The 12,471-nt window shown below is 72.0% G+C and carries 11 protein-coding genes; 1 reads left to right on the top strand and 10 read right to left on the bottom strand.

Going from position 1 to position 12,471, the window contains the following annotated elements:
- Positions 1–31 precede the first annotated feature (31 nt).
- Together ACWDBB_RS04685 and glmS are read right to left on the bottom strand one after the other, a co-directional pair.
- Positions 32–1,543 (bottom strand): NAD(P)H-hydrate dehydratase, encoded by a 1,512-nt coding sequence (locus ACWDBB_RS04685; protein WP_449788182.1) that lies wholly within the window; start codon positions 1,541–1,543, stop codon positions 32–34.
- A 250-nt stretch (positions 1,544–1,793) separates the two neighbouring features.
- The gene (glmS, locus tag ACWDBB_RS04680) at positions 1,794–3,650 is read right to left on the bottom strand and encodes a glutamine--fructose-6-phosphate transaminase (isomerizing) (RefSeq protein ID WP_449788181.1); all 1,857 of its coding nucleotides are present in this window, start codon (positions 3,648–3,650) and stop codon (positions 1,794–1,796) included.
- 99 nt (positions 3,651–3,749) lie between these two features.
- Between glmS and coaA the strand changes: the two genes are divergently transcribed.
- The gene (gene coaA / locus ACWDBB_RS04675) at positions 3,750–4,745 is read left to right on the top strand and encodes a type I pantothenate kinase (protein ID WP_392867308.1); all 996 of its coding nucleotides are present in this window, start codon (positions 3,750–3,752) and stop codon (positions 4,743–4,745) included.
- A gap of 66 nt (positions 4,746–4,811) precedes the next feature.
- Here coaA and glmM read toward each other — a convergent pair whose 3' ends face one another.
- From glmM to rpsK, 8 genes are all read right to left on the bottom strand, one after another.
- Positions 4,812–6,176 (bottom strand): phosphoglucosamine mutase, encoded by a 1,365-nt coding sequence (glmM, locus tag ACWDBB_RS04670; RefSeq protein WP_449788180.1) that lies wholly within the window; start codon positions 6,174–6,176, stop codon positions 4,812–4,814.
- A 165-nt stretch (positions 6,177–6,341) separates the two neighbouring features.
- Complete coding sequence (gene rpsI, locus ACWDBB_RS04665) at positions 6,342–6,845, bottom strand: 30S ribosomal protein S9 (RefSeq protein ID WP_224273932.1); 504 nt, start codon at positions 6,843–6,845, stop codon at positions 6,342–6,344.
- A gap of 45 nt (positions 6,846–6,890) precedes the next feature.
- On the bottom strand, positions 6,891–7,334 hold the full coding sequence (gene rplM / locus ACWDBB_RS04660; RefSeq protein ID WP_030055846.1) for a 50S ribosomal protein L13: 444 nt from the start codon (positions 7,332–7,334) through the stop codon (positions 6,891–6,893).
- Positions 7,335–7,566: 232 nt separating this feature from the next.
- Positions 7,567–9,225 carry an ABC-F family ATP-binding cassette domain-containing protein gene (locus tag ACWDBB_RS04655; protein WP_449788179.1) on the bottom strand — a complete coding sequence of 553 codons (1,659 nt, stop codon included), beginning with the start codon at positions 9,223–9,225 and terminating at the stop codon, positions 7,567–7,569.
- Positions 9,226–9,274: 49 nt separating this feature from the next.
- Complete coding sequence (truA, locus tag ACWDBB_RS04650) at positions 9,275–10,180, bottom strand: tRNA pseudouridine(38-40) synthase TruA (protein WP_449788178.1); 906 nt, start codon at positions 10,178–10,180, stop codon at positions 9,275–9,277.
- A gap of 81 nt (positions 10,181–10,261) precedes the next feature.
- Complete coding sequence (rplQ, locus tag ACWDBB_RS04645; RefSeq protein WP_396300203.1) at positions 10,262–10,729, bottom strand: 50S ribosomal protein L17; 468 nt, start codon at positions 10,727–10,729, stop codon at positions 10,262–10,264.
- A 127-nt stretch (positions 10,730–10,856) separates the two neighbouring features.
- The gene (locus ACWDBB_RS04640) at positions 10,857–11,879 is read right to left on the bottom strand and encodes a DNA-directed RNA polymerase subunit alpha (protein ID WP_049649049.1); all 1,023 of its coding nucleotides are present in this window, start codon (positions 11,877–11,879) and stop codon (positions 10,857–10,859) included.
- Positions 11,880–12,009: 130 nt separating this feature from the next.
- Entirely contained in the window at positions 12,010–12,417 is a 408-nt protein-coding gene (rpsK, locus tag ACWDBB_RS04635; protein ID WP_030232513.1) for a 30S ribosomal protein S11, read from the bottom strand.
- Between the last annotated feature and the right edge of the window lie 54 nt (positions 12,418–12,471).

Genomic DNA, 12,471 nt, shown 5'->3' with positions numbered 1-12,471 from the left:
CGACGTGCGGCGGACCGCCCGTTCACCCCGTTCAGGACGCCGCGACCGGACGTTCCGGTTCCGGCGCCCACCCCTCGCGGACCGCTCGCCACACCGCCGGCAGCGCCCCGGCCACCGCGAGCGCCGTCGTCGGGGCGCCCGGCGCGCCCGCCGCCTCGCGGCCGGCCAGGCCGTGCAGGTAGGCGGCCACCGACGCGGCGTCCAGCGGCGCGAGGCCCGCCGCCAGCAGGGAGCCGGCCAGCCCGGCCAGGACGTCGCCGCTGCCGGCGGTGGCCAGCCAGGAGGTGCCGGTCGGGTTCACCCGGACGGCCCCGCCCGGGTCGGCGACCACCGTGGTGGAGCCCTTCAGCAGCACCGTCGCGCGGTAGTGCGCCGCCAGCCGGCGGGCGGTGGCCAGCCGGGCCGCGGCCAGGTCGTCGGCGGCCGGCGGCGCGCCGCCCTCGGCGCCCGCGAGCAGCCGGGCCGCCTCGCCGGTGTGCGGGGTGAGCAGGGTGGGCGCGGTGCGGCCGGCCAGCGCGCCCGGGCCGAGCCGGCCCAGCTCGGTCAGCGCGTCCGCGTCCACCAGCACCGGGACGTCGCTCGCCAGCGCCTCGGTCAGCGCCTGCCGCGCCCCCTCACCGCCGCCCGGCCCGACCACCCAGGCCTGCACCCGCCCGGCACCGGCCGGGCCGCCCTCGGTGACCAGCGTCTCCGGGAAGCGCCGCACCACCTCCTCGGCCGCCGTGCCCACGTACCGGACGGCGCCCGCGCCGCCGTGCAGCGCCCCCGCAACGGCCAGCAGCGCCGCCCCCGGGTACGTCGCCGAGCCGGCCGCCACCCCGACGACGCCGCGCCGGTACTTGTCGCTCTCCGCGCCCGGCACCGGCAGCAGCGCCGCCACGTCCGCGTGCTGGAGCGCCGTCACCTCCCCGGCGGGCGGCTCCAGCCCGATGCCGACCAGCTGCACCACGCCCGCGTACGAGGCCCCAGGGTCGACCAGCAGCCCGGGCTTGTACGTGCCGAAGCAGACCGTGACGTCCGCCCGCAGCGCCGCGCCCGGCACCTCGCCGGTGTCGGCGTCCACCCCGCTCGGCAGGTCCACCGCCACCACGGTCCCGGACCGCCGGGCCCGCGCGTACGGCTCCGCCTCGGGGCGCAGCCCGCCCCGGCCTCCGATGCCGACGATGCCGTCCAGCACCAGGTCCGCGCGCGAGAAGTCGGCCAGGCCGACTTCCTCCTCCACCGTCACCCGTCCGCCGGCGGCCCGCAGCGCGGCCAGCCCGCCCGGGTGCGCCTTCTCCGGCGTCAGCAGCACCGCCGTCACCCGCGCCCCGCGCCGGGCCAGCGCGGCCCCGGCGTACAGGGCGTCACCCCCGTTGTCCCCGCTGCCCGCCAGCACCGTCACCCGACCGCCGTACACCCGCCCCCGACGCCGCGTCAGCAGCCGCGCACAGGTCGCCGCCAACCCCGCCGCCGCCCGCTGCATCAACGTGCCCTCCGGCAGCCGCGCCATCAGCTCCGCCTCCGCGGCCCGGACGGTTTCCACAGGGTGTGCATGACGCATGGCGGGTCTCCCTCGGCGATCGGCGTACCACCGACGCTAGCCCGCGCCGCGGCCCCACGGCAGGCCGGACTGCGGCACACTTTCGAGTGACACCCACTTGGATGCCCCGCCGGTGTCCGCCCGTACGCCTACCTTGTGGCTCGGCACGGACCCACCGGAGGGAGAAGGGCCACCCGCCCCGTTCTCCTTCACGCTCGACACGGCACCCCTGCGGTAGGGCACAGCCACCGCAGGGGCGTCGTGGTCGTCACTACTCGACGGTGACCGACTTCGCCAGGTTGCGCGGCTGGTCGACCTCGTGGCCCTTGGCCGTGGCCAGCTCGCAGGCGAAGACCTGGAGCGGGACGGCGGCGACCAGCGGCTGGAGCAGGGTCGGGGTGGCCGGGATGCGGATCAGGTGGTCCGCGTACGGGACGACGGCCTCATCGCCCTCCTCGGCGATCACGATCGTGCGGGCGCCGCGGGCCCGGATCTCCTGGATGTTGGAGACGATCTTGTCGTGCAGGATCGACCGGCCGCGCGGCGAGGGCACGACCACCACGACCGGCAGCCCCTCCTCGATCAGCGCGATCGGGCCGTGCTTGAGCTCGCCCGCCGCGAAGCCCTCGGCGTGCATGTACGCCAGCTCCTTGAGCTTGAGCGCGCCCTCCAGGGCCACCGGGAAGCCGACGTGGCGGCCGAGGAACAGCACCGAGCGGGCGTCGGCGAGCGAGCGGGCCAGCTCGCGCACCGGCTCCATGGTCTCCAGGACCTGCTCGACCTGCTTCGGCGCGTCGCCGAGCTCCTTGATGACGGCGAAGATCTCGTCGCCCCACTTGGTGCCGCGCACCTGGCCCAGGTACAGGGCGACCAGGTAGCAGGCGACCAGCTGGGTCAGGAACGCCTTGGTGGAGGCGACCGCGACCTCCGGGCCGGCGTGGGTGTACAGCACCGCGTCCGACTCGCGCGGGATGGTGGAGCCGTTGGTGTTGCAGATCGCCAGCACCTTGGCGCCCTGCTCGCGGGCGTGCCGCAGGGCCATCAGGGTGTCCATGGTCTCGCCGGACTGCGAGATGGCGATGACCAGCGTGCCCGGGCCCATGATCGGGTCGCGGTAGCGGAACTCGGAGGCGACCTCGACCTCGCAGGGGATGCGGGTCCAGTGCTCGATCGCGTACTTGGCGATCATGCCGGCGTGGAAGGCCGTGCCGCAGGCCACGATGACGACCTTGTCGACCGAGCGCAGGTCGGCGTCGGAGATCCGCAGCTCGTCGAGGGTGAGCCGGCCGTCGGTACCGATCCGGCCGAGCAGGGTGTCGGCGACCGCCTTCGGCTGCTCGGCGATCTCCTTGAGCATGAAGTAGTCGTAGCCGCCCTTCTCGGCGGCGGAGGCGTCCCAGTCGACGTGGTACTCGCGCACGTCGGCCGGGGTGCCGTCGAAGTTGGTGACGGTCACGCCCTCGCGGCGCAGCTCGACCACCTGGTCCTGGCCCAGCTCGATCGCCTCGCGGGTGTGGGCGATGAAGGCGGCGACGTCCGAGGCGAGGAAGTTCTCGCCCTCGCCGCGGCCGACCACCAGCGGCGAGTTGCGGCGGGCGCCGACGACCACGTCCGGCGCGTCCGCGTGCACGGCCACCAGGGTGAAGGCGCCCTCCAGCTGACGGCAGACCACCCGCATGGCCTCGGCGAGGTCACCCGCGTAGGCCTCGCCCAGCAGGTGGGCGACGACCTCGGTGTCGGTCTCGGACCGGAGGGTGTGGCCGCGCTCGGCGATCTCGGCGCGCAGCTGGGCGAAGTTCTCGATGATGCCGTTGTGCACCACGGCCACCCGCTGCCGGTCGTCCAGGTGGGGGTGGGCGTTGGCGTCCGTCGGGCCGCCGTGGGTGGCCCAGCGGGTGTGGCCGATGCCGGTGGTGCCGCCGGGCAGAGGGGACTCGGCGAGCGACTTCTCCAGGTTGGCGAGCTTGCCCGCCCGCTTGTCCGTGGCCAGACTCCACTGCCCCTCGGAGTCCTGGACCTGCACCGCGACACCGGCCGAGTCGTAACCCCGGTACTCCAGGCGCTGCAAGCCTGCGATTACTACGTCGAGGGCGGACTGAGCGCCCACGTATCCAACAATTCCGCACATGCGTGCCAGCATAAGGGCGGTTCTGTGGCCGTTTTCCCGCCGCGCGCGAACGCTGCGTGACCGACACCACAGCAACCGTGAACGTCGCGACGGCTCACAATGGAGCATGTGCTGACCGAACTCTGTACGCGGGGCGCCGCCACGCCCGGCCCGTCCCCGTCTCCCTACGTGGACCTCAGCCGGGCCGAGTGGAGCGCGCTGCGCGAGCGTACGCCGCTGCCGCTGAGCGCCGAGGAGGTGGAGCGGCTGCGCGGCCTCGGTACCGCCCTCGACCTGGACGAGGTCCGCGACGTCTACCTGCCGCTGTCGCGACTGCTGAACCTGTACATCCACGCCACGCACGAGCTGCGCGGCGCGCTGGGCACCTTCCTGGACACCCCGGACACCGAGCGCACCCGCACCCCGTTCATCATCGGCGTGGCCGGCTCCGTCGCGGTCGGCAAGTCGACCACCGCCCGTCTGCTCCAGGCGCTGCTCGCCCGCTGGCCCGAGCACCCCCGGGTCGAACTGGTCACCACCGACGGCTTCCTGCTGCCCAACGCCGAGCTGCGCCGCCGCGGCCTGATGGCCCGCAAGGGCTTCCCGGAGTCGTACGACCGCCGGGCGCTGATGCGCTTCGTCGCGGACGTGAAGGCGGGCAAGGAGCGGGTCAGCGCGCCGGTCTACTCGCACCTGGTGTACGACATCGTGCAGGGCGAGCGGCTCACCGTGGAGCGCCCGGACATCCTGATCGTCGAGGGCCTGAACGTGCTCCAGCCGGCCCTGCCCGGCACCGACGGCCGCACCCGCCTCGCGGTGGCCGACTACTTCGACTTCTCGATCTACGTCGACGCCCGGACCGACGACATCGAGCACTGGTACCTGGACCGCTTCCGCAAGCTTCGGCAGACCGCCTTCCAGGACCCGAACTCCTACTTCCGCCGCTTCACCGAGGTGCCGGAGGAGGAGGCGATGGAGTACGGCCGGCAGGTCTGGCGCACCATCAACAAGCCCAACCTGCTGGAGAACGTCCTGCCGACCCGCGGCCGGGCCACCCTGATCCTCCAGAAGGGCCAGGACCACAAGGTCCGCCGGGCGCTGCTGCGCAAGCTCTGAGGCGTCCTCGGAGCAACACCGACGGCCCCCACCGGAACCCGGTGGGGGCCTCGTGCCGTACGGGGCTCAGCCCAGGTGGGTGCGCACCGCCTCGGCCAGCCGCTGCGCGACCGCCTCGGCCTGCGCCGGGTCGGCGGCCTCGACCATCACCCGGACCAGCGGCTCGGTGCCCGACGGGCGCAGCAGCACCCGGCCGGTGGAGCCCAGCTCGGCCTCGGCGCCGGCGACCGCGGCGGCCAGCTCGGTGCTGGTCCGCACCCGGGACTTGTCGACACCCTTGACGTTGATCAGCACCTGCGGCAGCCGGGTCATCACGGCGGCCAGGTCGGCCAGCGGCTGCTTGGTGGCGGCCAGCCGGGCGCCCAGCATCAGTCCGGTCAGGGTGCCGTCGCCGGTGGTGGCGTGGTCCAGCAGGATCACGTGGCCGGACTGCTCGCCGCCCAGCGCGAAGCCGTGCTCCTTCATCGCCTCCAGCACGTAGCGGTCGCCGACGGCGGTCTCCACCAGCTCGATGCCCTCGCGCTCCATCGCCAGCTTGAAGCCGAGGTTGGACATCACGGTGGCCACCGCGGTGTTGCGGCGCAGGGTGCCGGCCTCCTTCATGGCGACGGCGAGGATGGCGATGATCTGGTCGCCGTCCACCTCGTTGCCCTCGGCGTCGGCGGCCAGGCAGCGGTCGGCGTCGCCGTCCAGGGCGATGCCCAGGTCGGCCTGGTGCTCCTTCATCGCGACGCGCAGCCGGTCCAGGTGGGTGGAGCCGACGCCGTCGTTGATGTTGAGGCCGGTGGGCTCGGCCCCCAGGGTGTGGACCACCTCGGCGCCGGCCCGGGCGAAGGCCTCGGGGGCGACGTAGGCGGCCGCGCCGTGGGCGCCGTCGATGACGACCTTGACGCCGTCCAGGCGGTTGGGCAGCACGCCGATCAGGTGGGCGACGTACTTGTCGAAGCCCTCGGTGTACTCGCGCACCCGGCCGACGGCCGCGCCGGTCGGACGGTTCCAGTCCTCGTCGCCGAGCGAGTGCTTGCGGTAGTGGGTCTCGATCGCGTCCTCGATCCGGTCGTCCAGCTTGTGGCCGCCGCGGGCGAGGAACTTGATGCCGTTGTCCGGCATGGCGTTGTGGCTGGCGGACAGCATCACGCCGAAGTCGGCGCCGAGCGCGCCGGTGAGGTACGCCACGGCCGGGGTGGGCAGGACGCCGACCCGCAGGACGTCGACGCCCGCGCTCGCCAGACCGGCGATGACGGCGGCCTCGAGGAACTCGCCCGAGGCGCGCGGGTCACGGCCGACCACCGCGACCGGCCGGTGGCCGTCGAAGGCGCCGGCCTCACCGAGCACATGGGCCGCCGCGACCGACAGGCCGAGGGCCAGCTCCGCCGTCAGGCCCTCGTTGGCCACCCCGCGCACGCCGTCCGTACCGAAGAGTCGTCCCACTGTCCCGTCCTCCATCACCACTGCTCGGAACCCAACCGATGATCCCGGCCGCCGCACAGTAGCCGGGGAACACGTCGCCCCGGAGTACGCGAGGTACTCCGGGGCGACGGTTTCGCGCAACCAGGGGGTGCGCCGCCAGGGCGGACCGCACCCCCGGGGAGGCGATTAGCGCTTGCTGTACTGCGGCGCCTTGCGGGCCTTCTTCAGACCGGCCTTCTTGCGCTCGACGGCGCGGGCGTCACGGGTCAGGAAGCCGGCCTTCTTCAGCGCGCCGCGGTTGTTGTCCACGTCGGCCTCGTTCAGGGCACGGGCGACGCCGAGGCGCAGCGCGTAGGCCTGGCCGGAGACGCCGCCACCGCTGATGCGGGCGACGACGTCGTAACGGCCGTCCAGCTCCAGGAGCTTGAAGGGCTCGTTCACGGTCTGCTGGTGCACCTTGTTCGGGAAGTAGCCCTCGAGGGTGCGACCGTTGATCTTCCACTGGCCGGTGCCGGGGACGATGCGCACGCGGGCGATCGCCTCCTTGCGACGGCCCAGGCCGGCGCCGGGGACGGCCTCGCCGAAGCGGCCGGCCAGCGACTCGGAGGTGTAGCTCTCCTCGGAGGTGTACTCGCCCTCGACGACGGTCTCGTCGAAGTCGACCTCAAGGGTTTCAGTGGTCTCGGCCACGGTGTTCCTCAGCTCTTTTCAGTGTTGGGGGGCTTGGTGGCCGAATTACTGCGCGACCTGGGTGATCTCGAACGGCACCGGCTGCTGGGCAGCGTGCGGGTGCTGGTCGCCCGAGTAGACCTTCAGCTTCGAGAGCATCTGGCGGCCCAGGCTGTTCTTGGGGATCATGCCCTTGATGGCCTTCTCGACGGCCTTCTCCGGGTTGTTCGCCAGCAGGTCGTCGTAGCGCACCGAGCGCAGACCGCCCGGGAAGCCCGAGTGGCGGTAGGCCAGCTTCTGGGTCTTCTTGTTACCGGACAGGTGCACCTTGTCGGCGTTGATGATGATGACGAAGTCACCAGTGTCAACGTGCGGCGCGTAGATCGCCTTGTGCTTGCCCCGGAGGAGGTTGGCGGCCTGGGAGGCCAGGCGGCCCAGCACGACGTCGGTCGCGTCGATGACGTGCCACTGACGCTGGACGTCGCCGGGCTTGGGGCTGTACGTACGCACGGTCGTAGCCTTCGCTTTTCAGTGAGTGAGTCCTGACAGGAGCACCCGGACGGAAGAGCAGCCTGGCCATCCTTGGACGCAATTCAAGGGGGACCGCTGGTCGACGACCTGATGTCTCCGGCGTACCGACCTCTCACGTGAGATAGAGCGAGCCAATACGCACATCAAGCGTCCAGGTTACCGGCAGGGCGGGGGCGGGTCAAAAGCGCCCGGGACCGACCCCCGCCGTCACTCAGCGTTCGCGCTCCACCCGGGTCACGTCCCAGACCGGCTCCGGCGACTCGTACACCCGGCCGTCCGCGCCGAACACCAGGAAGCGGTCGAAGGTCTTGGCGAACCAGCGGTCGTGGGTCACGCACAGCACGGTGCCGTCGAAGGCCTCCAGGCCGGCCTGCAGGGCCTCGGCGCTCTCCAGGTCCAGGTTGTCGGTCGGCTCGTCGAGCAACAGGGCCGTCACGCCGGAGAGTTCGAGCTTGAGGATCATCAGCCGGGCCTGCTGCCCGCCGGACAGCGACTCGAACTTCTGCTCCTCCTGGCGGTCCAGCTCGTACCGGCGCAGCGCACCCATCGCGGCGCCGCGGCTGAGCGCGTGCTCCTCCTCGACGATCGACCGCACGGTGCGGCCGAACAGCTCCGGGTGGGCGTGGGTCTGCCGGAAGTGGCCGGGCACGACCCGGGCGCCGAGCTTCCACTCGCCGGTGTGCGCGACCGACCCGTCACCGGCCAGCAGCCGCAGGAGGTGCGACTTGCCGGCGCCGTTGGCGCCCAGCACCGCGACCCGCTCGCCGTAGAAGACCTCCAGGTCGAAGGGCTGCATCAGGCCGGTGAGCTCCAGCTGCTCCATGGTGAAGGCGCGCACGCCGGTGCGCCCGCCCTTGAGCCGCATGGTGATGGTCTGCTCGCGCGGCGGCGTCTCGGGCGGGCCGGCGTCCTCGAACTTCTTCAGCCTGGTCTGGGCGGCGGCGTAGCGGGAGGCCATCTCGTGGCTGACCGCGGCGGCCTGGCGCAGGGTGACGACCAGCTTCTTGAGCTTGGCGTGCTCCTCGTCCCAGCGGCGGCGCAGCTCCTCGAAGCGCGCGAAGCGGGCCTTGCGGGCCTCGTGGAAGGTGTCGAAGCCGCCGCCGTGCACCCAGACGCTGCTGCCGGTGGCACCGGTCTCGACGGCGATGATCTTGTCCGCGGTCTTGGAGAGCAGCTCGCGGTCGTGCGAGATGAACAGGACGGTCTTCGAGGTGGCCTTGATGGCCTCCTCCAGCCAGCGCTTGGCCGGGACGTCCAGGTAGTTGTCGGGCTCGTCGAGCAGCAGCACCTCGTCGGGACCGCGCAGCAGCGCCTCCAGGACGAGCCGCTTCTGCTCGCCGCCGGAGAGGGTGTTCAGGCCGCGCCACTGGGCCTTGTCGAAGGGCATCCCCAGGGCCGCCATGGTGCAGACGTCCCAGTCGGTCTCGTAGTCGTAGCCGCCGACGTCGGCCCAGTCGGAGAGCGCCTGGGCGTAGGCCATCTGCGTCTTCTCGTCGTCCTGGGCGATCATCGCCAGCTCGGCGGCGTCCACCGCGCGGGCCGCCTTGGCGATCCGCTCCGGGGCGACCGACACCAGCAGGTCGCGCACCGAGGCGTCGGCCGGCAGCGCGCCGGGCGTGGCCTGCTGGTCCTCGCGGCCGGTGGTGCCGACGAACTGGCGCATCACGCCGAGCCCGCCGCTGATCGTCACCGAGCCGCCGTGCGGCTGGATGTCCCCCGCGATCATGCGCAGCAGGGTGGTCTTGCCGGCGCCGTTGGCGCCGACCAGGGCGACCGCGGCTCCCTCGCCCACCCGGAAGGACGCGTCGTCGAACAGGACGCGCCCGTCCGGCAGGTAGTACTCCAGGTGCGAAATCTCGACGTGTCCCATGGGAGCGATTCTCCCAAGCGGACGCGCCGGGCCAAAACGGATTACCTCACTACGCGCTCCGCCCCGGCAGGGTGCGCATCCGCCGGGCCGCGCGGTTGCGCTCGGCCAGCTGGTCGTCCGGCGGGTAGCCGACCTCCTCCAGCGTGAGCCCGTACGGCCGGATCACGTTGACGGCGGAGTTGCGCACCCCGCCGGCCAGCACCTCGCCGGGGAACTCCACCGGCCGGTGCCCGTCGCCGACCAGCAGCATCGCGCCGACCAGCGCCCGGACCATGTTGTGGCAGAAGGCGTCGGCCCGGACGGTGGCGACCGCGAGGGAGCCCTCCTGGGCGGCGTAGGAGTCCACCGGGACGCGGTCCCAGTGCAGCTCCAGCAGGGTGCGGATGGTGGTGGCGCCCTCGCGCTTCTTGCAGTACGCGGCGAAGTCGTGCTCGCCGAGCAGCAGCTCGGCCGCCCGGTTCATCCGGTCCACGTCCAGCGGGCGGTCGTGCCAGAGCACGTGGCCGCGCAGCAGCGGGTCGACCCCGCCGGGGTGGTCGGCGACCCGGTACGCGTACCGGCGCCAGATCGCCGAGAAGCGGGCGTCGAACCCGGCCGGCGCCTCGCCGACCCGGTAGATCCGGACGTCCCCGGGCAGCCGGCCGGCCAGTCGGCGCAGCAGCTTCTCCCGGTGCGCCTCCCACAGTTCGGCCGGCAGGTCGACGTGGGCGACCTGGCCGCGGGCGTGCACCCCGGCGTCGGTGCGCCCGGCCACGGTCAGCGGGAACAGCTCCGAGCTGCGGGTGACGATCTGGAGCGCGGTCTCGATCTCCTCCTGGACCGTCCGGCGGCCGCCCTTCTGTCGGGCCCAGCCGGAGAACTCGGCGCCCTGGTAGGCAAGGTCCAGCCGGACCCGGACGTACCCGTCGGCCGGGCCGTCCTTCGCCGGCGGCCGCTCGGCGCAATCGTTGACCACTGCTCTTCACTCCCTGGACATGAGGAACGGGCCCGCTCCCCCATCGCTGGGGAAGCGGGCCCGCAACAACACCTAGTGGTGTCAGGCCTGCTCGGCGGCCTCGGTCTCGGTGGCCTCGACCTTGGCGTCGGCCTCCTTGACGGCACGCTTGGTGGCGGCCTCGGCCTCGCCGACGGCGGTCTGCGCGACGGTCAGCGCCTCGACCAGCTCGATCACGGCCATCGGGGCGTTGTCGCCACGACGGGGACCGATCTTGGTGATGCGGGTGTAGCCACCCGGGCGGTTCTCGTAGCGCGGCGCGATCTCGGTGAAGAGGGTGTGCAGCACCGACACGTCGGTGATGGTCTTGCGCACCAGGCGACGGTTGTGGATGTCGCCCTTCTTCGCCTTGGTGATCAGCTTCTCCGCCAGCGGGCGCAGGCGGCGGGCCTTGGCCTCGGTGGTGGTGATGCGGCCGTACTGGAACAGCTCACGGGCCAGACCGGCGAGCAGCAGCGGCTCGTGGTGCGGGCCACCGCCCAGGCGGGCACCCTTGGTGGGACGCGGCATGGAATTACTCCTCGAATCTCCGACTGCGGCCGTACCAGGTACCGCAGCGGGCGTACGGGCACTGTGCCCGTACGGCTTTCAGGACGACGGGGGCGGTTCCGTGGAACCGCCCCCGCGGCCAATTCTCTTAGTACTGCTCGGTCTCGGCGAAGTGCGAGTCGTCGAGGTCGTCGGCGCCGAAGGCGTCGGCGGCAGCGGTCGGGTCGAACCCGGGCGGGCTGTCCTTGAGGGCCAGGCCCATGCCGGCCAGCTTCGCCTTGACCTCGTCGATCGACTTCGCACCGAAGTTGCGGATGTCGAGCAGGTCGGCCTCGGAGCGGGCGACGAGCTCACCCACGGTGTGGATGCCCTCGCGCTTGAGGCAGTTGTAGGAGCGGACGGTGAGCTCCAGCTCCTCGATCGGCAGCGCCAGGTCGGCGGCCAGGGCGGCGTCCGTCGGGGACGGGCCCATGTCGATGCCCTCGGCGTCGATGTTCAGCTCGCGGGCGAGGCCGAACAGCTCCACCAGGGTCTTGCCGGCCGAGGCCATGGCGTCGCGCGGACGCATGGCGGGCTTGGTCTCGACGTCGACGATCAGCTTGTCGAAGTCGGTCCGCTGCTCGACACGGGTGGCCTCGACCTTGTAGGTGACCTTCAGCACCGGGCTGTAGATCGAGTCGACCGGGATGCGGCCGATCTCCTGGCCGGAGGCCTTGTTCTGGACGGCGGAGACGTAGCCGCGACCGCGCTCGACGGTCAGCTCCATCTCCAGCTTGCCCTTGCCGTTCAGCGTGGCGAGGACCAGCTCGGGGTTGTGCACCTCGACACCCGCCGGCGGGGCGATGTCGGCGGCGGTGACGACACCCGGGCCCTGCTTGCGCAGGTACATCACGACCGGCTCGTCGTGCTCCGAGGAGACGACCAGCTGCTTGATGTTGAGGATGAGGTCGGTCACGTCCTCCTTGACGCCCGGCACGGTGGTGAACTCGTGCAGGACGCCGTCGATGCGGATGCTGGTGACAGCGGCACCCGGGATCGACGACAGGAGCGTGCGGCGCAGGGAGTTGCCGAGGGTGTAGCCGAAGCCCGGCTCCAGCGGCTCGATCACGAACCGCGAGCGGAACTCGTCGACGACCTCTTCGGTCAGCGAAGGACGCTGAGCGATAAGCATGGGGGAAATCCTCCGGTTGTCTTCGGCACCCACTATTTGATGCCGACAGGACCAAGCGTACGGGGTCCCGCCGAGAAGCAGGACCCCGTACGAGGTTTACAGCAGGTACTGCGAGCCCGAAGGCGCTGCGTCAGACGCGGCGGCGCTTCGGCGGGCGGCAGCCGTTGTGCGGGGTGGGGGTGACGTCCTGGATCGAGCCGACCTCCAGGCCGGTGGCCTGGAGCGAACGGATCGCGGTCTCGCGGCCGGAGCCCGGACCCTTCACGAAGACGTCAACCTTGCGCATGCCGTGCTCCTGCGCGCGACGGGCAGCGGCCTCGGCGGCCATCTGCGCGGCGAACGGGGTGGACTTGCGCGAGCCCTTGAAGCCGACGTGGCCGGCGGAGGCCCAGGAGATCACGTTGCCCGCGGGGTCGGTGATCGAAACGATGGTGTTGTTGAACGTGCTCTTGATGTGCGCGTGGCCGTGAGCGACGTTCTTCTTTTCCTTGCGGCGGATCTTCTTCGCGCCGGCAGCCTGACGACCCTTGGGGGGCATAAGTCTGTTCTCCTACTGAGGTGGTCGGTCCGCTGACCCGCGGGCCGGAGGGAT

The organism is Kitasatospora sp. NPDC001095 (assembly GCF_053598615.1).
This window is presented reverse-complemented; position numbering and strand designations above follow the sequence as displayed.